This window comes from Microbulbifer donghaiensis (genome assembly GCF_900129095.1).
In the GTDB taxonomy this organism is placed as follows: domain Bacteria; phylum Pseudomonadota; class Gammaproteobacteria; order Pseudomonadales; family Cellvibrionaceae; genus Microbulbifer; species Microbulbifer donghaiensis.
On the sequence record NZ_FQVA01000001.1, the window covers coordinates 453,846 to 472,971 of the forward strand.

13 protein-coding genes are annotated in these 19,126 nt (G+C 60.0%); 6 read left to right on the forward strand and 7 right to left on the reverse strand.

Annotated elements, in window-relative coordinates:
- Positions 1–2 precede the first annotated feature (2 nt).
- The gene (trmA, locus tag BUC36_RS01910; protein WP_073270899.1) at positions 3–1,091 is read left to right on the forward strand and encodes a tRNA (uridine(54)-C5)-methyltransferase TrmA; all 1,089 of its coding nucleotides are present in this window, start codon (positions 3–5) and stop codon (positions 1,089–1,091) included.
- 84 nt (positions 1,092–1,175) lie between these two features.
- On the opposite strand, the gene BUC36_RS01915 is transcribed toward trmA, so the two are convergent.
- From BUC36_RS01915 to rmuC, 3 genes are read right to left on the reverse strand one after another with little or no spacing between them, the layout of a single operon-like run.
- Positions 1,176–1,640 carry a DUF2489 domain-containing protein gene (locus BUC36_RS01915; RefSeq protein WP_073270901.1) on the reverse strand — a complete coding sequence of 155 codons (465 nt, stop codon included), beginning with the start codon at positions 1,638–1,640 and terminating at the stop codon, positions 1,176–1,178.
- On the reverse strand, positions 1,637–2,569 hold the full coding sequence (locus BUC36_RS01920; protein WP_073270903.1) for an AEC family transporter: 933 nt from the start codon (positions 2,567–2,569) through the stop codon (positions 1,637–1,639). Before BUC36_RS01920 ends, BUC36_RS01915 begins: the two co-directional genes overlap by 4 nt.
- A gap of 6 nt (positions 2,570–2,575) precedes the next feature.
- On the reverse strand, positions 2,576–3,958 hold the full coding sequence (rmuC, locus tag BUC36_RS01925) for a DNA recombination protein RmuC (protein ID WP_073270907.1): 1,383 nt from the start codon (positions 3,956–3,958) through the stop codon (positions 2,576–2,578).
- 75 nt (positions 3,959–4,033) lie between these two features.
- Here rmuC and murI point away from each other — a divergent pair, with 75 nt between their 5' ends.
- From murI to BUC36_RS01945, 4 genes are all read left to right on the forward strand, one after another.
- Positions 4,034–4,861: a glutamate racemase gene (murI, locus tag BUC36_RS01930; RefSeq protein WP_073270909.1), complete on the forward strand. Its 828-nt coding sequence runs from the start codon at positions 4,034–4,036 to the stop codon at positions 4,859–4,861.
- Positions 4,862–4,949: 88 nt separating this feature from the next.
- Entirely contained in the window at positions 4,950–7,649 is a 2,700-nt protein-coding gene (locus tag BUC36_RS01935) for a PD-(D/E)XK nuclease family protein (protein WP_073270911.1), read from the forward strand.
- A complete protein-coding gene (locus BUC36_RS01940) occupies positions 7,646–11,098 on the forward strand; it encodes a UvrD-helicase domain-containing protein (protein ID WP_073270912.1) in 3,453 nt (1,150 codons plus the stop codon). The genes BUC36_RS01935 and BUC36_RS01940 overlap by 4 nt, the downstream gene beginning before the upstream one ends.
- Before the next feature lie 192 nt (positions 11,099–11,290).
- Positions 11,291–12,364 (forward strand): 3-deoxy-7-phosphoheptulonate synthase, encoded by a 1,074-nt coding sequence (locus tag BUC36_RS01945; protein ID WP_073270914.1) that lies wholly within the window; start codon positions 11,291–11,293, stop codon positions 12,362–12,364.
- Between the two features lie 226 nt (positions 12,365–12,590).
- On the opposite strand, the gene BUC36_RS01950 is transcribed toward BUC36_RS01945, so the two are convergent.
- From BUC36_RS01950 to BUC36_RS01965, 4 genes are all read right to left on the reverse strand, one after another.
- Positions 12,591–12,926 (reverse strand): cupin domain-containing protein, encoded by a 336-nt coding sequence (locus BUC36_RS01950; RefSeq protein ID WP_073270916.1) that lies wholly within the window; start codon positions 12,924–12,926, stop codon positions 12,591–12,593.
- A 237-nt stretch (positions 12,927–13,163) separates the two neighbouring features.
- The gene (locus BUC36_RS01955) at positions 13,164–13,661 is read right to left on the reverse strand and encodes a hypothetical protein (RefSeq protein ID WP_143186851.1); all 498 of its coding nucleotides are present in this window, start codon (positions 13,659–13,661) and stop codon (positions 13,164–13,166) included.
- A gap of 149 nt (positions 13,662–13,810) precedes the next feature.
- Positions 13,811–14,536 (reverse strand): hypothetical protein, encoded by a 726-nt coding sequence (locus tag BUC36_RS01960; protein WP_073270920.1) that lies wholly within the window; start codon positions 14,534–14,536, stop codon positions 13,811–13,813.
- A gap of 744 nt (positions 14,537–15,280) precedes the next feature.
- A complete protein-coding gene (locus BUC36_RS01965) occupies positions 15,281–15,907 on the reverse strand; it encodes a DUF6448 family protein (protein WP_073270922.1) in 627 nt (208 codons plus the stop codon).
- 941 nt (positions 15,908–16,848) lie between these two features.
- On the opposite strand from BUC36_RS01965, the gene katG reads away from it, so the two are divergent.
- Complete coding sequence (katG, locus tag BUC36_RS01975) at positions 16,849–19,038, forward strand: catalase/peroxidase HPI (RefSeq protein ID WP_073270927.1); 2,190 nt, start codon at positions 16,849–16,851, stop codon at positions 19,036–19,038.
- Positions 19,039–19,126 lie beyond the last annotated feature (88 nt).

Below are 19,126 nucleotides of genomic sequence, written 5' to 3' on the forward strand. Positions count from 1 at the left end.
ATATGGCGATACACCGCGTTAATACCGACGACTACCCGGCACAGCTTCAGCGCAAGGCCGAACGCCTGCGCGAGGCCTTTAGTGCCTATACGGATCTGCGGCCGGAGGTTTTCCCATCACCACCGGAGCACTACCGGCTGCGCGCCGAGTTCAAGGTATGGCAGGAAGGTGGCCGCGCACACTACGCCATGTACCGACAGGGCGAGTACAAGAAGCCGTTTATCATCGACGAATTTACCGTGGGCTCAGAGCTGATCAACCAGCTGATGCCCAAGGTGCTCAACGCAGTGAACGAAAGCGAGACCCTGCGCAAGCGACTGTTCTCGGCGGAGTTCCTGACCACGCTGAGCGGCGATGCGCTGATCACGCTGATCTATCACAAGAAGCTGGACGACGAGTGGGAAGCCGAGGCCCGCGCGCTGCAGGCAAAACTCGGCTTTCCGATCCTGGGTCGCTCGCGCAAGCAGAAAATCGTGCTGGAGCGCGACTATGTCACCGAGCAATTGCCGATCGGCGACAAGAGCTATCGGTACAAGCAGGTGGAAGGCAGCTTTACCCAGCCGAACGGCGATATCTGCCGCGCGATGATCGGCTGGGCCAAGGATGTCTGCAAAGACAGCGCAGGCGATCTGCTGGAACTCTACTGCGGCAACGGCAACTTCACCATCCCGCTGTGCGAGCACTTCGACAAGGTGCTGGCTACTGAGGTGTCCAAGGTCTCGGTCAACTCGGCGCAGGAAAATATCCGCGCAAATGGCGTGACCAACCTGGATATCGTGCGGTTGTCGAGCGAGGAGTTTACCCAAGCCATCGACAAGGTGCGCCCGTTCCGGCGCCTAAAGGAGATCGATCTGGACAGCTACGACTTCTCCACCGTGCTGGTAGATCCGCCGCGCGCGGGGTTGGATAAAGATACCTGTGCGATGGTCGCCCGCTTTCCGCGGATCCTGTATATCTCCTGCAATCCGGAGACACAGCTGGAGAACCTGCAGGAGCTGAGCAAGACCCACCGGGTCGAGCGCTTCGCGCTGTTTGATCAGTTCCCCTACACCGATCACACCGAGTCGGGGCTGTTACTGGTGCGCAAATAACTTATCTGTCGTCATGCCGGCACGGGCCGGCATCCAGGCGTCGGACTCCGGCAACTGCACACCGGCCTGCGCCGGTGTGACGAATCAAAAAGATCGGCCGAGAATCCGGCGCGCCGCATCCAGCGCAAAGTCTTTGTACTCTTCCTCGATCTTGGCCATCTCTATTTCGTACTGAAACTGCTTCTTGCGCGGCAGTTTCTTCCAGTCGTTGAGAATCGGGATATGGCTGGTCTTCTCGGCGATCTGGTAAAACGCCACAAACTCATCGCGAATGCCCTGCTCTACCTGCAGCGCGTCCAACAGGACACGGATACGAATCGAAGCCTCGGTCAGGCCGACACCGTCATCCAGCAACGTGCGCGCGATAATCTGGATGCTGTCGTTGACACGCTGGCGCTGATCCGCCGCGGCCCGTTCCAATTCGGCCAGCTGTTGCGCCTGCGCCTTCTGCGCCACGCTCAGCTTGCGCAGGTAGAAACCTGCCACTGCAGCAAGGATAAAGATTATCAGCGCGGCCACGATCAGCAGCCAGGTCGGAAATAGGCTCATCGGTAAATTACCTCTAGCAGTGCCAGCCCCAGGCTGGCGGTGACGATGGAGAACAGCGTACTCAGCGCAACGATATTGGCCGCGAGCTGGCTGTTGCCCCCCATTGCGCGGGCCATGATAAACGAAACGGTCGCGCTCGGCGCGGCCGCGAGCAACAGCAGCACGCCCATGGATTGCGCATCGAGACCGAACAGCCAGCCAAAGGCCAGCAGCACCACCGGCACCGCCAGCAGTTTGAACGCCACCGCGCCGAAGGCGGTCAACGAGCTGCGCCGCAGCAGGCTCAAGTCCAGGCTGGCGCCGATGCACAGCAACGCCAGTGGCAGCGTAACGGAAGCCAGGTAATTGCCGGTCTGCAGCAGGATATCCGGCAGTCGCAGGCCGAACTGCCGCCCGAGCAGCGCCAGCACAATGGCAATGATCAGTGGGTTCTGGGCGATGTCCCGGCCCAGCCTGCCCCAGCTGAATTTCACTTTCTGGCTGTATACCGCAAACAGCGCGACTGCGGTCAGGTTATACAGAATCGTTACCACCGCCATCACCAGCGCCGCCTGCGCCAACCCGCTGCTGCCGTAGGCATTGGCGGCCCAGGCCAGGCCGATAATACCCAGATTGCCGCGGAAGGCGCCCTGGATAAACGCGCTGCGGTCACCGGTTGCCAGCGGTCGCGCCGCCCCCCACGCAAGCGGTATCGTCACCAGAGTGCCGAGAAAGCCCGCCGCGAGCAGCGGCAACTGCTGCCCCAGTTCCGCGTCCGCGGTGAAAATTTTGATAAACAGCAAGACCGGCAAGGTGACCAGGAACACCAGCCGCGAGGCGTCATCGACAAATGACTCCCGCAACAGGCCGATGCCGGCCAGCCAGTAACCGATAATCAGTGTGAGGAAAATCGGCCCGGTAACCGACAGCGCGAAGGAGAGTGTCTCCATGAAAAATTATTCGCCTTCGACTTCGGTTTCCAGCTCGGGCTCCGGCAGGGATTTTAGATCTGGCGAATCGGCTCGCTCGCGCAGATCTGCGGCAATTTGCTTGCGGGTCTTGGCGCCGAGTTTACGCAGGCTGTCGATACGCTTCACCGCGTTGCCGCGGCCGGTAGCCAGGCGCTTGTAGGTCTGCTGATAGGCCTCTTCTGCCTGGCGCAGGCGCCCGCCGAGGTCGTCGAGGGATTCCAGCACCATTGCGAACTGGTCGTGCAGCTTGCCGGCCTCGTCGGCGATCTTTTCCGCGTTCTTGTTCTGCTTCTCGTAGCGCCAGATATTTTCCACCGTGCGCAGTGTCGCCATCAGGCTGGTGGGGCTGACCAGCACGATCTGCTTCTCGTAGGCGAAGCGGAACAGCTCCGGGTCCGCCTGCATCGCCAGCATATAGGCCGCTTCGATCGGCACGAAGATGAACACGAAGTCCAGTGTGCGCACGCCCTCGAGCTGCTCATAGGCTTTCTTGTTCAGTCCGGTAATGTGTGCGCGCAGGGAGTTCACGTGCTGCTTCAGCGCCTGGGTCCGCTCCTCGTCGCTCTCGGCGGAGCTGTAGCGCTCGTAATCCACCAGCGAGACCTTGGAGTCGATGATCAGGTCCTTGTGTTCCGGCAACCGCACGATCACGTCGGGTTGGCGGCGGCGGCCGTCGCTGGTAATGGTCACCTGTGTCTCGTATTCGCGCCCCTTCTGCAGGCCGGACTCCTCCAGCAATCGCTCCAGCACCACTTCGCCCCAGTTGCCCTGGATCTTGCGGTCGCCCTTGAGCGCGGACGTCAGGTTCAGGGCCTCGTCACTGATGCGCTGGGTCTGCTCGCGCAGCGCCTTGATCTGGCCCAGCAGGCTGTTGCGCTCCGCATTCTCGCGGTCGTACACATGCTCCACCCGCTTGCGGAAATCGCCCAGCTGGCGCTCCAGCGGATCGAGGCTCTTGCGCAGGCTGTCCTCGCTGCGGCGCACGAACGCCTGCTGCTTATCCTCGAAAATGCGGTTGGCCAGGTTCTCGAACTGTTCCGCCATCGACTTGCGGGTCTGCTCGAGCAGTTGGCGCTGCTCCGCCAGTGCCGCTTCGCTCTTCTCCACCAGTACCTGGCTGCGGGTCAGGCGCTGCAGCTTGTCGTCCAGCTCCGCGCGCAGCGTCTGTACCTCGTGGGAGAGTTGCGCCTCGCGCTCACGGCTGCCGTCCAGGCGCGCCTCGGCCACCTGCAGTTCCGCCGCTGTCTGCGCCAGCTTGCGCCGGGCACTGGAACCGGCGAGCCAGAATACCAGTCCCAGCAAAAAGACCAGGACAGTAGCGGCCAGGATTGCCTGTTCGAGGCTCAGTTGCAGCGGAAACGTTGGCATTGGTTCTCTAATACTCCCTGTAAATTGAGGTATTCTTCTGGGACTGAAGTTGTGGTCGGGATTCCGAAGTTATCTATGCAGACGCAAAGCGCCCATTCTAACAGCTTGCCCCCCAGCGCGCTGATCTTCGATTCTGGCGTGGGCGCCATCAGCATTGCGCGGGAAATCCGTCAACTGCTACCGGGGCTGACGCTGCACTTCGGCATCGACAACGGCTTCTACCCGTACGGCAGCAAGAGTGAAGCGGCGCTGCGGCCGCGTATCGTCGAACAGGCCAGCGCCATGATGGCACGCAGTGGGGCCGACATTCTCGTGGTCGGCTGCAATACCGCCAGCACGCTCGCCCTGCCGCAACTGCGGGAGGCGCTGACGAAGCCGGTGATCGGCGTGGTCCCTGCGGTGAAGCCCGCCGCCGCGGCCACCCGGACCCACACCATTGCCCTGATCGCCACCGAGGGCACCGTCAACCGCAATTACACCCGCGATCTGATCGAGCAGTTCGCCAACGGCAACCGCGTCATCAACGTGCCGGCGCCGGAACTGGTGCACCTGGCCGAAGCCAAGCTGCGCGGTGAGACGGTGACCGCGGCGGACCTGGAGCCGGTGCTGCACCGGATCTTCCATACCGCCGGCGGCGACAAGGTGGATATCGCCGTACTCGCCTGCACCCACTTCCCGCTGTTGCGCGACGAGCTGAACCGCTATGCACCGCGCACCATTCAATGGCTGGATTCCGGCGCGGCCATCGCCCGGCGCGTACAGTGGTGGCTTGGCGAACTGGCCCTGGAGCTGCCCACCAGCCCCGCGCAGGGCCTGCTGTTGACCAGCGCCCCCGACAGCGATGGCCGCATCGCCGGCGCCTTCGCCGAGTTTATCCCCGGCGCCAGTTATGTGGCCCGCTGACGATCGGGCGCCAAATCCGGTTGACACCGCGGCCACAAACCGCGACCGTTAAATCCAAACTACAAGCCCGAACTGGTGCCCCGATTCCATGCTGCAACCGGCGTTCCCCGTCCTGGAAATCCTTGCGCAACTCCCCCCGGGAGGCCTGCTGCTAACCCCGAACAATCGCCTGCGCAACCGCTGCCTGCAGGTCTACGCCGCCCGCCAGGAGGCCGGCAGCTGTTGGACACCGCCGCCGGTGGCATCCCTGCAAGGCTGGCTCGACAAGCTCTGGTTCGAACTGCAACAGCAGGGCTGGACACCGGCGCTGAAACAGGTGCTGAACGGCGAACAGCGCCAGCTGCTGTGGCAGCGCGCCTTCGACCAGGCGCTGGAGCGACAGCTGCTGAACAACCAACAGCTGTGCCGGGATGCGGACGCTGCGCTGGGGCAACTGCTGCAGTGGCAACTGGTCACCGACATCGAGCGGATAGACACCGCCCTGGCCCCACTACTGGAGCAGTTTGCGCTGAGCCTGAATCCGGGCGAACAGCCGCTGATTGCGATGATCGAGGCCTTTGCCCACCAGCTGCACACCCACAACGCCATCACGCAGGACCAGCGCGACCAACTGATCCTGCGCGCACTGCGGGAGGAGGTGATACCCAAACTGCCGCAGATCGATACCGCCGGCTTCGCACAGATATCACCGCTGGCGGACGCAATCGTCCACGAGGCCGCCGTCAAGGTCGTCGCACGCCCCTCGGCCGAGCGCCAGGGTGAGGTCCGCAGCGCCCCCTGCCAGAGTCTGGAAGACGAGTTGTACCAGGCCGCCCGCTGGGCCGCGGGGAAACTCGGGCAGAATCCGCGCGCGAGTGTCGGTATCGTCGTCAATAACCTCGGCCAGTGCCGTGCGCAGGTAGAGGCCATATTCACCCGCGTGCTGGAGCCGCAGTACCTGGACCCGGAGCAGCACCGCTACACACTGCCGTTCAACTTTTCTGCCGGTACACCGCTGGCACAGACCCCAGTCGGCAGTGGCGCCCTGCAGCTGCTGGAACTGCTGCGCGACGAATGGGACTACTCACAGCTGCGCAACCTGTTGTTCAGCCCTTTCTGGGGCAGCGCGGAAGAACTGCAGCTGCGCACCGCCCTGTTCCGCCGCCTGCAGAGGCTGGAACTGCGCCGCATCGACGGCGCGACCCTGCGCTACTGGGCCGAACGCGTGGCGCAAGGCCTGGGGCTAGAGGCGCCGCAGCTACCGGGACAACTCGAGAAGCTCGGTGACTGGCAGCGCCGCTGGCAGCGCGCGCCGACGGAAGTCTGGGCCGCGCGTTTTTCCGAAACACTCGCCGCCCTCGGCTGGCCCGGCCCGCGCAATCCCGACAGCCAGGAATACCAGCAGTTGATGCACTGGGAAAACGCACTGGAAGAGCTGGCCGCGCTGTCCGCCTACGGCGGCAGCCTGCCCCTGAGCCAGGCACTGCAGCTGTTGCGCCAGATTGCCAGCCGCACGCCCTTCCAGGCCCAGACCCACGACGGCCCGCTGCAGATTCTCGGCGTGCTCGAGGCCGGCGGCCTCACCTTCGACCACCTGCGCCTGGTCGGTTTCGGCCAGCAACAGTGGCCGCCGGCACCGGCGCCCAACCCGCTGCTGCCGGTACAGTGGCAGAAGCACTGGAAAATGCCGCGCGCCAGCGCCGAACGCGAACTGGAACTGGCGCGCGAACTGAGCGCCGACCTGCTCAACGCCAGCAGCGATATCGTTATCAGCTACGCGGCTGAGGAAGACGGCGTCCACCAGGGCCTGAGCAGCCTGTTCGGAAGTCCCGCGCCTGCGGCGCCGATCGACTCCGACCCCCTGGGCGAACACTATGCGCAGCTGGCCAGCGCCACCGAACTGGAAAAGGTCGCCGACGAGCGGCTGCCAGCACTGCCGCCCGCCGACTGCGAACACGTGCGCGGCGGCGCCTCGGTGCTGAAAGCCCAGGCCCTGTGCCCCCTGAATGCGCAACTGCGCTACCGCCTCGGCGCCACCGGCTTCATGGCGCCGGATATCGGCCTGAGCCCCGCCGAACGCGGCAACATCGTGCACCAGGTGCTGGCGGAGTTCTGGGAGCAGTGCGGCGATGTCGCACACCTGCAGTCGATGGATGGCGACCGGCGTCGCGAGCAGATTGACGAAGCCATCGACAACGCCCTGCGCAACGTGCGCAGGAAGCACACGCACCTGCCGGCGGGCTTCTGGGCCATGGAGCAGAAGCGCTTGTCGCGTCTGCTGGAGCAGTGGCTAGAACTCGAAGCCGACCGCCCCGCGTTTGCCGTGGAGAAAATCGAATGGGAACAGCAGGTGGAGATCGGCGGGCTGCAGTTCAACCTGCGCCTCGACCGCCTCGACCAGCTCGCCAGCGGCGAGCAGCTGGTGATCGACTACAAGACCGGCACGCCCGGTATCAAGGACTGGCTCGGCGAGCGCATTCGCGAGCCACAGCTGCCACTGTACGCGCTGTTCCAACCCCGCGCCCGCGCTATTGCCTTCGGCCAGGTGCGCAACGGCGACTGCAAGTGGAACGGCTGCGGCGACCTGGAACAACCTATCGACGGCATCAAGGCGGCCGCCGACACACAGAAGGACTCCCCCTTCGCCACCTGGGACGAACTGACCCAGCACTGGCAATGCGGCCTGCAACTGCTGGCCGGTGAATATCGCAACGGCGTCGCGACGCTCACCTTTGATCGACCCGCCGACAACGACAGTGAACTTTGGCCCCTGAACCGCTGGCCGGAACGGGAGCAGGCAGAAGAATGACAGAAGTAGTGATTCCAACCTCGATCCGCCAACCCGTCGATGCCGAGGCGCGTTCGCGCGCACTGGATATTCGCCGGAGTTTCGCCGTATCCGCCCCGGCCGGTTCCGGCAAGACCGGCCTGCTGACCCAGCGCGTACTGAAACTGCTGGCCAGTTGCCAACAGCCAGAAGAAGTGCTGGCGATTACCTTTACCCGCAAGGCCGCCGGGGAAATGCGCGAGCGATTGATCGAGGCCCTGCACAAAGCCCGCAACAGCGAGCGACCCGACAACCCGCACGATGCGATCACCTGGGACCTGGCCAATCAACTGCTGCATCGCGATACGGAACAGAACTGGCAACTGCTGCAGATGCCGCAGCGCCTGCGCATCCAGACCATTGATGGCCTGTGCCGCAGCCTCGCCAGCCAGCTGCCGATCGAGAGTGGCCTGGGGGCACCCGGCGAACCACTGGAGCAGACGCAGATCGCATTTGAAATGGCGGTCGTGAACCTGCTCAAGCATCTGGACGGCGAGACCCCGGACGGGGATCTGCAGCAACTGCTGCTGCACCTGGACAATGACCTCGGCCAGTTAAACAAACTGCTGCAGATACTGCTGGAAAAACGCGAGCAGTGGCTGGGCCCGCTGCTCAGCGTCGGCCACGAAGGCGCGCAGGATTATTTCCATTTCGCCATCGACGAACTGGTGGCGGAAAACCTCGCTGACCTCGCCAGCGCCCTGCGCGGCTACGCCGGCGAGCTGATCGAGCTGGCGCGCTATGCCGGCAAAAACCTGCAGCGAGACAATCCCGGCCACCCACTGTGCAGCTGCGCGGAACTGGACGCCCTGCCCGAAGCCGACAATAGCGCCCTACCCGCCTGGCTGGCGCTGACCGAATTACTGGTGACCGGCAAGGGCGATATCCGCAAGGCAGTCGACAAGCGCGTGGGTTTTCCGGCGGTCGACAAGAAAGACCCGGAAACCGCGCTTGCCAATGAATACAAGGCGCGCATCAAGGATCTGCTGGCGGAACTCAGCGAAAATCGGACCCTGCTGGACACCATCAACGAGGTGCGCAAACTGCCCTCGGGCCTGCAGGAAGACCAGTGGCTACTGCTACAGGGGCTCGCACAGGTTCTTCCCAAACTGGTCGCCGAACTGAAGCTGGTATTCCAGCAGCTCGGCGCCACCGATTACACCGAAGTCGCGCAGGCCGCGTTGATTGCACTGGGCAGCAGCGATGAACCCACCGACCTGGCGCTGAAGCTGGATGTGCAGACGCGGCATATTCTCGTCGACGAATTCCAGGATACCTCGCAGATACAGCTGCAGCTGCTGGAGAAACTCACCGCCGGCTGGGAGCCGAATGACGGCCGCACGCTGTTTATCGTCGGCGATGGCATGCAGTCCTGTTACGGCTTCCGCAATGCCAATGTGGGCATCTTCCTCGATGCGCGCTCAAGAGGCATCGGCGAAGTGCCGCTGGAGGCACTGGACCTGCAGGTAAACTTCCGCTCCGAAGGTGCCGTGGTGGACTGGGTCAACCGCACTTTCCTGCGGGCGTTTCCGGCCGAGGACAATATCAGCCGCGGCGCCGTGCGCTACCTGAGTTCCCATGCGTTCAAGGACACCAAATGGCCGGCGCCGGCGGTGAATTTTTACGGTTGTATCGACGACAATGCGCGCAGCCGCGAGGCGCAGCAGGTTGTCGAGCTGGTCAGGGACCTGCAGGCCAGGGACCCCGGCGGCCGTATCGCCATTCTGGTGCGCAAGAAGAAACACCTGGGCCGTGTGCTGCCGGCACTGAGTGCCGCCGGTCTCAGTTACCAGGCGCCCGACCTGGCACCGCTGGCCAGCAAGATGGTGGTACTTGACCTCCTGAGCCTGACCCGCGCCCTGCTCGACCCGAGCGACCGCATCAGCTGGCTGGCGCTGTTGCGTGCCCCCTGGTGCGGACTCCAGCTGCCGGATCTGTATACGCTGGCAAACTGGGGCAACGGCGACCTGGCACCCACCGATCCCGGCGCGCGTCCTTTGCTGTGGGCACTGCAGGAAATTGCCGACATTCAGCTATTGAGCGACGACGGCCGCGCACGTCTCCAGCGCGCTGCCGGCCCAATTCTGCGGGCCTGGCAACAGCGCGGCCGCAAACCGCTGCGCGCCTGGATAGAAGGCCTGTGGCTGGCACTCGGCGGCCCCGCAGCGGTCACCCAAAAGAGCGATCTCGACAACGTACAGGACTTCTTCCAGCTATTGGAGCGATTCGACAGCGGCGGCACCATCGCCGACTGGCAGCAATTCTACAACGCACTGGAAAAACTCTTTGCCCGCCCCGGCCAGGATGCATCGGTGCAGGTAATGACCATCCACAAATCCAAGGGCCTGGAATTTGAGCACGTGCTGATTCCCGGCCTGGACCAGGGCGGCAAGCCCGGTGGCGACCAGCTGCTGCGCTGGGCGGAATGGCTGAATCGCGACGGCGACAGCCGCTTCCTGCTCGCGCCGAAAAGTGCCCGCGGCGACAGCGACCCACTGTTCGATTATCTCCGCTATGACAACAGCGAGCGCGAGCGCCTGGAGGGTACCCGCCTGCTCTACGTCGGCTGCACCCGCGCGATCCGCTCACTGCACTTGCTCGCGTGCGTCGCGCGGGACGAAAAGAAGGGCGACCTGAAGGCCCCCGGAGCCGCCGCCCTGCTGGCCAGCATCTGGCCGACGCTTCGCGCCGATGAGGCGAGCGACTGCTGCCACTGGCTGGAAGCGGTGGAAGGCGAAGATCCGGTGCAGAGTGCGGCCGGCAACCGCGACTACCTGCTGCGCCTGCCGCAGCAGTGGCAGGTGCCGACCATACCGAAGCAGGACTGGCTGGTGCAGTACCGCATGCCCGACTATCTGCCAACGGAAACCGACGAGGCCAATATTCCCGAGTTGGGCCAGGTGGCGTTCCGCTGGCTACGCCATGCCGGCACCGTCGCCCACGAGACGCTGGCCGCGATCGCCGAATCCGACCTGCACGACTGGAATTACGAGCGCGTACAACAGCAGCGCCCGCTGTGGCAGCTGCGCCTCGGCCAGCTGGGCCTCTACGGCAGCAGTCTGGAGAAGGCCAAGACCAAGGTCGAGCAGGCAGTATTGAATGCCATCAACTGCGATAGCGGGCGCTGGCTCCTCGACAGCAGCCACAGCGAGTCCGCCTGCGAACTGGAGCTGCACAGCGGTGGCCGCCAGCTGCGCCGCTCCATCGTCGACCGGACCTTTATCGACGCAGACGGCGCGCGCTGGATCGTCGATTACAAGACCGCCGAACCAGCGGCGGAGGAAGACCCGGACGACTTTATCGCGACCCAGCTGGAGCGCTATCGCGGCCAGCTCGAGGCCTACCGCAAGCTGTTCTACGCCCGCGGCGAGCGCAATATCCGCTGCGCCCTCTACTTCCCGCTGCTGCAGAAGCTGGCGGAACTGAACTGATCCGTCGGCAAAAGGGCTCCTACAAACCAGCGCACTGTAGGAGCCCCTTTGCCGACTCCCAACTTGGCGCGAAATAGCCCTTTTGGTTACAAATGAAACCCTCGCCCTGCCCCTGACTGCTGGGTAGGATAGATGCCCCGATTTGCGCGCCACGCGCAGCGGCGAGTTGGACCAGAGTAACTAGTGAGCGCCATGACCACACAGCAGTTCGACGACTTGAATGTCGTCTCCCAGGAAGTACTGATCAGCCCCGAGCAGCTGAAGGGTGAACTCCCGATCAGCAATGCCGCCGAGGCCACCGTGGCCACCGGCCGCGCCGCGGTACGCGATATCCTCGACCGCAAGGACCACCGCCTGATGGTGGTGATCGGCCCCTGCTCCGTACACGACGTGGACGCCGCCATCGACTATGCGCAGCGCCTAAAGAAAATCGCGGACCAGGTGTCCGACACCCTGCTGATTGTCATGCGTGTCTATTTTGAGAAGCCGCGTACCACCGTCGGCTGGAAAGGCCTGATCAACGACCCCTTCCTGAACGACTCCTTCAAGATTGAGGACGGCCTGCATATCGGCCGCAAGCTGCTGCTGGACATCGCCGAACTGGGCCTGCCCACCGCCACCGAGGCGCTCGACCCGATTTCACCGCAGTACCTGCAGGACCTGATCTCCTGGTCCGCCATTGGCGCCCGCACCACGGAATCCCAGACGCACCGCGAGATGGCCAGCGGCCTCTCCTCCGCCGTGGGCTTCAAGAACGGCACCGACGGCAGCCTGGACGTGGCCATCAATGCGCTGCAGTCCACCGCCAATCCGCACCGCTTCCTCGGTATCAACAAGGAAGGCCAGGTCGCCATCATCCACACCGCCGGCAACAAGTACGGCCACGTGGTACTGCGCGGCGGCAACGACAAGCCGAACTACGACTCCGTCAGCGTCGCCGTATGCGAACAGGAGCTGCGCGGCGCCGGCCTGACACCGAACATTATGGTCGACTGCAGCCATGCCAATTCCAACAAGAACCACGAGCTGCAACCGCTGGTGGTCGACAATGTCACCCACCAGATCCTGGACGGCAACCAGTCCATTATCGGCATTATGGTGGAGAGCAACCTGAAAGCCGGCAGCCAGAAGATTCTGGAGGACCACAGCCAGATGGAGTACGGCGTATCGGTAACGGACAAGTGTATCGACTGGGAGACGACCGAATCGCTGTTGCTGAAGATGGCGGAGCAGTTGCGGGATACGCTGAAAAAACGCAGCAACTAAGCACTGCCAGACCTGTCCCCGCGTAGAGGCCGAACTGGCGGCCTCTACCCCATTTGCCGTTCGACAATACTCCCCCTTTTATCGCGCCGGTTATTGAACTGGCACAAAGCGCTACTACCCAGCATGGTTGATTTAAAAGAGAGCGAACATTAGCTCTACAAGTGCGGCACGAGTGCAAAAACGCGATACATCGCGTCCGGAGCCCACCATCGCAGAATCCCTCGATCTAAACTAGAACTATTGTCAGCAATACAACTGACTTCTCCACACCTACAAGGGCATGGTCAGTGTTACCATTGAGAAATACTATTTGCCCCTTCTTTATGGGCTTTTCGGAATCGGCTGTTTGTAGCTTGATCTCCCCCTCGATACAGTGGATTACCACGGCTCCTTTCACACTGCAGTAGCCTGCGCGATGCATATTGACACCAGCATCGATTACTAGACGCGCAAGTTCTAGTCCCTCTGTTTTTGCTATTACTTTTGACTTCTCGGTTTCTAAATCATTCGCCCAAGTCTTGAGGTCTACTACTTCCCCCGCCGAAGCATGATGTGTCGCCATACGTTTTCACCAGTTCCTGAATGTCAAATGAACCTATTTTGCGCCCCTCATACAGATCGGTTTCCCGTGACAAAGTGCGGAGCACAACGAGCAGAACGAAAAATTGTTATGAGTTTGCCGACAACAGTCGAGCTGAACCATTCTTCAACCTTGCATAAATACGGCGAGACAGACCCGACATCAAGACTCGACAGAGACGCTGTTTACCGCCGATTTAGACCTATTGTTTCGAGTCGACTAGTGTTCATGTGCGCGCTTCCCATCAAATGAGAAGTTTGGAAACTTTGATGTTGCATATATCGAGTGACAGGCTGTACAGGTCTCTATTAGGCGGTAGTAGTAAAAGGTTGAAAGATCCGCATCGTGGTTCATTGCCGCATCTTCAAGTTTCATTGCCTGAAGATGAAAATAGGAGTCCATTCTCTTAAAGTGTTCAGGCAATGAACTGGCGAGCTCCTTCTTCTGATCCGGAGTGATCTTCTGATTAAGAATGTAGCTCCCCCTTATCTGCGCACTCGTATCTGCTACAGTTTCCCAATCAGCCGTTGCTATACCCACAGGTATTATCTGAACAGCGCCGAGAAGTGCGCGCATTTCAGCGCGTAGTAATTCCATGAGTTCAGGTGATAACTGAATATTATCTTTCTCCGCAGACGCTTCTTTTGATGTATCAGCCCCCACAGCAAAGGTCAACACGGTAAGAAAAAAGAAGATAATACGGCTCATTTTAACCATAATCACGCTGTCCCGGCATCGTCAGACACCTCTCTTTCTGTTTCGGCTAGACTTCTTTCTTCTTCTGCGCTGGTCGACCCGACCCAGGCAGCATCAATAAAAGCTGCAACATTCTACCCTCAAGTACTCTGTATTTTTCCCACACTTCATCAGTGATGCTTGTAACCACGCTCCAGCTCTACCAAATGCGGCAATAGTTCGGAGTGTTTTTGCACATGAAAAATGAAACGCGGGACGTCTCGCTCTGTTGATTGCGCCATGAAAGGCTCACCCCAGAAACTTAGCAGTGCTTCGGTTTCGCCGCTGTGCGCACTTTCAGCCAGAATAAATGAAATGGTTTTACTCAACCTGCACCAATGGGGCTCCCTCACCTTTGGGTGTCCTGAACAAGCTAGAATCCTTGGCTGCACCACCTCCGTCCATAAACTTTTCTGACTTTCATCCAGAACAAACTGTATGGAGGTGATCATAGGGTTCTCTACCGCAGATCTTAGTAACGAATCAAATAGCGGTTCTGGTCTATACATCGATAGACAGACATTGAACCAAATGGCATCACCTGCCATTTGGCGAGAAAACCGCTCACTCTCGGACCGCAACTCGCGCGGACCGACAAGAATCACATCGGGCGCCCTAATCGCCGCCCGTATTTTGTCAACCGTGTTTTCAGTCCGTTCGACTTGCTCGGCGGTAATTTCATTATTCCTTGTATGACGCATAAAGTTGATAAACAAAAGTCCCAGCAGGGCAAGTACGATAGGGAATATGACGTGCTCATCCACAATGTGGAGTAAATGTAAGACGATAGCGATAACGGCCGCAAGAATACCCGCTATCGCATCCCATTCATAACCCAGTAGTTTCTTAAGTTTCACTATTTGCCTAACGTTCAACGTTCGTATCGGATCATCCTGAGCCTGTTGATCATCGAGTTTTCCAAACTACTTGTTTTTAATTATTCGTAAGAATGGCATTACCAGAAGTAAAACCTACAACTTAAGACGTCGCACAGCACATATACAGGAAATCCTAATTAGAGTAGAGAAATAAAGCGAAGTGAAAAGCTGATAAAATTGAGCCTACTTCAGCAGCATCAAAAAGCTATCCCTCTGTCCGGGTGATTGACGCTTAGTATATCCTCGGCGGTTATGCATATTCGCGACAACCTGTACATCACGGGCCCCGATTTACAACTGATAGTCGATGCATTGCAATTTTTTGTTGATGCAAACTTGACCGTCGATATCACCAATCCCCCAGACCGTCCACCTGTTTGATATCACGCTGGCCCGACCACTCCGGATTCACTGCGAAGGCAATGGCCAACCCGTGTACTCGCAGCGATTTTCAATCTAACGCGGCCTGCTTAGGATAGTCCTAATGGAGTATGGGATAGAAATACAGCCTGCTCCGAAGGGAATGGCGGGAAACACCTTCCATCCCAGGTTTTCGAAGAGTTGCAGGTCAACCAGTCCAACGACCTGCCATAATGCCGCCGCATGGACTGGAACTACGCGACAAGCTAACGGTGCCGTTTAGCCGCCCTTGATGGCCAAAGCGACATAGGAGAAGACACCGTAGACTTTCGAGTGAAGCAGCTTGCTAGGCGCAAGATCCTGTCAGTGGGGGTGTGGGGCAGATTGGGGGTGTGGCCCCTTCGCTGACGACTTGGTTGCCGCCTCCCATAGTCCCTCTACATAGTGGACGTAGGCCACATACGCTTGGACATGGCGACGACCCGCCACGACATCGTCTGGATCGAAGTCTTTGTGGGTCATTGCAGTATGAAAATGCTCGTGCAGACCCTTGCGGATTGTATCTGTGAGGAGCTCCTCCACGGCCTCTTTCGAGCCACTATCGAGCGCTTTGTCGGCTGCAGGAATGGCGGGACCAAGGTCACGACCTGCCGCTTTCAAACCGGTATAGGGCGCACCTTCGGACCCACGATGGACGCGGACAAGAGTCTCAAAAAAGAACGTATCTGCCAGACTCATTGCCCTCGGCCCGAGTTTACGGACAGACAGCGTGTGATCGAAAGCGCGACGAATTTCCGGTTCATCGTTCTTTGGAACCCATGGCAGTACCAGATTGACGTTACCTGTATCGAGTGCTTTCTTCGCGAGTGTTACTACCGGCCCGTCCAAGGCATCGCAGTGGGCTGTGGCCGGGCTAGGCAACAACACCAATGTTATCAACAGGCTGAAGAATACGGTCGGCACCAGATAAGCTGGTCTGTGCGAAATCATGTGTTTTTCCCTTCGGATTGATAGCCCCGCGGTAACTAGCGTTGCCGTTTTCGGCCGAAAAATCGCGCCGCGACCTGGCGGCGACATTAGCTTTCTGGCGGGATGTAATACTAACTTTGTTGAAGTGGCGCTAAAGCTCGCACTATAGAGTTTTAAGTGGGTATGTGGGATACCACCAAATGGTTATCAGGACCCCGACTGGAAGTTCCACCCAGGGTGAAATACCGTTTGTTCAGGGGGCTTGATTTTCCAAGAGCGAAAGATCATGTAAGAATGCCCGATGCGGTTACCAGACAAGCTTTCTTCTGACATTTATGACACTCTGATTTGCTAAGAACGGCACCGAGCGGCGTAGAGTTTTACAGGAGAACATTCTCGATTGAAGCTCAACAACTTTTTCCTGCAAATAGAGTTAAAAAGGGGCGACATTTCCGCCCCCTCTTCACTTGTCTAGCAATAATCTAAAAAGCAACGCCAACGAAAATCGCAAGCGTCAGCAGTCCCCGCGCGTTCTGATTCAGCCATCTGGGCATTGACGATGCCGCTGATTAACCAGCACCGTCGTCGGGTAAACACACAGTACCGGTGCTATATCGCGGCTTCCGCCGCCAATTCGCCGGCGCGCGCATGCAGAGCAGACCGCTTTTCCTTTCAGCATCGTCGCGATGTCCCGCGTTATCCCTATCCGCTCACCAAATATTCGATCAGCCGCGAAAAACCAAAATTTGGCGTGTTTTGAATCGAAGAAGGCGCGTTGCTTACCCTGTGTGCGACCTGGGCCTATTAAGCTCAATTATCTTTACTGCTGCACTCGTTATTCACGGGAGGTGACTTCAATGCTGAAAAGAATCCTGTCCCTTTGGTCCATCACGGCAATTGTCGTGGCGACACTGGCCGCACCGGAGCCCACAATAGCGCAGGAAGAGCCCCCACTGGCAGGTATGGATAACCCGGAGGGGCCACACGCGCTGACTCGGAATCAGCCGAAGTCGAACCAGTTCTGGTGGCCAAACCAGCTGGACCTGTCACCGCTGCGGGACCACGGCGCCGCGTCCAATCCGCTGGGTAACGATTTCAACTACGCCGCGGCATTCAAGAGCCTCGACTACAGCGCATTGAAGAAGGATATCGAGACCGCCTTGAAGACCTCCCAGGACTGGTGGCCCGCCGATTACGGCCACTATGGTCCGCTGATGATCCGTATGGCCTGGCACAGCGCCGGAACCTATCGCATCGGTGATGGCAGGGGCGGTGCCGGGGGTGGCCAGCAGCGCTTCGATCCCCTGAACAGCTGGCCGGATAACGCGAGCCTCGATAAGGCCCGGCGCCTGCTCTGGCCGGTCAAGGAGAAATATGGCGATGCGATCTCCTGGGCCGACCTGATGATCCTGACGGGCAATGTGGCGCTGGAATCCATGGGCTTCAAGACGTTTGGCTTCGGCGGCGGTCGTGTGGATGACTGGGAGCCGGATCTCGTCTACTGGGGGCCTGAGACCAAAATGCTGAGCGCGGACAAGCGCTTTAAGGGAGACAAGCTGGACAACCCGCTGGCCGCCACGGTCATGGGCCTGATCTACGTCAATCCGGAGGGGCCGAACGCCAGTGGCGATCCGATGGCCGCCGCGGAAAGGATTCGAACGTCTTTCGGGCGCATGGCCATGAACGACGAAGAGACGGTGGCGCTGATCGCCGGCGGTCACGCTTTCGGCAAGAATCACGGCGCCGTCAAGGCCGATTGCATAGGGCCCGAGCCCGCCGCCGCGCCCCTCGAGGAGCAGGGGTTTGGCTGGAAAAACAAGTGCGGCAAGGGCAAAGGACCCGATGCATTTACCAGTGGCCTGGAGGGCGCCTGGACCGTGACCCCGGTCCAGTGGAGCAATAACTACCTGCAGAACCTGTATAACTTCGAGTGGAAACAAATCAAGAGCCCGGCTGGCGCGATTCAGTGGATACCCAAAGAGCCGAGCGCGGCGAACCTGGTACCCGACGCGTTCGATCCCCAGAAGCGGCATGCGCCGGTCATGCTGACCACCGATCTTTCACTGAAGATGGATCCCGCCTATCGCAAGATTTCCGAGCGGTTCAAGGACAACCCGCAAGAGTTGGCGGATGCATTCGCCCGGGCCTGGTTCAAACTGACCCACCGCGATATGGGGCCAAAATCACGCTATCTCGGCCCGGAAGTGCCCAAGGAGGATTTGATCTGGCAGGATCCCGTGCCCGCCGTGGATCACAAACTGATTGATGGCGGGGACGCCGACCAGCTTAAGGCGAAAATCCTCGCATCCGGATTGACCGTGCCGCAGCTGGTCAGGACTGCTTGGGCATCCGCCTCCACCTTCCGCGGCAGTGATCTGCGCGGGGGCGCAAACGGCGCGCGCATTCGCCTGCTACCGCAGAAAAACTGGCCGGTGAACGATCCCAAGGAGCTGGCCGCTGTCCTGAACAAGTTGGAGTCCGTCCAGTTGGATTTCAACAAGTCCCTGTCTGGCGGCAAGAAAGTCTCACTCGCCGATGTCATCGTATTGGGCGGCTCCGCCGCAATCGAGCAGGCCGCGCAAAAAGCGGGGCACAAAGTGAAGGTTCCGTTCAACCCGGGCCGGACGGATGCAACACCAGAAATGACGGATGCGGCATCGTTTACCTATATGACGCCGACAGCAGACGGCTTCCGGAACTATTACGGTGGTGGTAATACCATGTCTCCTGCGCAGGCGTTAGTCGACAGGGCCGACCTGCTGACCCTGAGCGTGCCTGAAATGACGGTGCTGGTCGGCGGCATGCGTGCGCTGGACGCCAATACCGGGGGTTCGAAACATGGCGTGTTTACCGATAGCCCGGGGACATTGACCAACGATTTCTTCGTCAACCTTCTGGATATGTCCACGGACTGGCAGAAGTCTGCAAAAGGTGCCGGTATCTACGAGGGCCGCGACCGCAAGTCCGGCCAGCAGAAGTGGACCGCTACACCGGTGGACCTCATTTTTGGCTCCAACTCGGAACTCCGCGCGGTGGCCGAAGCCTATGCGATGAATAGCGGTGAAGAAAGGTTCGTCAATGACTTCGTGAATGCGTGGGTCAAGGTAATGAATCTCGATCGCTTTGACACGCCCGAGGCACGGAGCAGGTAGACACCAACAGGCGAATTACTTTCTCGCCAGGAGCCACGGCGGCTGGCTCCTGGCGCGTGTCGCGAGTGACTAAAATCAATTGAAATAC

Bases quoted from the DNA above. Each gene is read 5' to 3' on its own strand.
- trmA (WP_073270899.1), top strand. From the start codon at position 3: ATGGCGATACACCGCGTTAATACCGACGACTACCCGGCACAGCTTCAG.
- BUC36_RS01915 (WP_073270901.1), bottom strand. From the start codon at position 1,640: ATGAGCCTATTTCCGACCTGGCTGCTGATCGTGGCCGCGCTGATAATC.
- BUC36_RS01920 (WP_073270903.1), bottom strand. From the start codon at position 2,569: ATGGAGACACTCTCCTTCGCGCTGTCGGTTACCGGGCCGATTTTCCTC.
- rmuC (WP_073270907.1), bottom strand. From the start codon at position 3,958: ATGCCAACGTTTCCGCTGCAACTGAGCCTCGAACAGGCAATCCTGGCC.
- murI (WP_073270909.1), top strand. From the start codon at position 4,034: ATGCAGACGCAAAGCGCCCATTCTAACAGCTTGCCCCCCAGCGCGCTG.
- BUC36_RS01935 (WP_073270911.1), top strand. From the start codon at position 4,950: ATGCTGCAACCGGCGTTCCCCGTCCTGGAAATCCTTGCGCAACTCCCC.
- BUC36_RS01940 (WP_073270912.1), top strand. From the start codon at position 7,646: ATGACAGAAGTAGTGATTCCAACCTCGATCCGCCAACCCGTCGATGCC.
- BUC36_RS01945 (WP_073270914.1), top strand. From the start codon at position 11,291: ATGACCACACAGCAGTTCGACGACTTGAATGTCGTCTCCCAGGAAGTA.
- BUC36_RS01950 (WP_073270916.1), bottom strand. From the start codon at position 12,926: ATGGCGACACATCATGCTTCGGCGGGGGAAGTAGTAGACCTCAAGACT.
- BUC36_RS01955 (WP_143186851.1), bottom strand. From the start codon at position 13,661: ATGGTTAAAATGAGCCGTATTATCTTCTTTTTTCTTACCGTGTTGACC.
- BUC36_RS01965 (WP_073270922.1), bottom strand. From the start codon at position 15,907: ATGATTTCGCACAGACCAGCTTATCTGGTGCCGACCGTATTCTTCAGC.
- katG (WP_073270927.1), top strand. From the start codon at position 16,849: ATGGATAACCCGGAGGGGCCACACGCGCTGACTCGGAATCAGCCGAAG.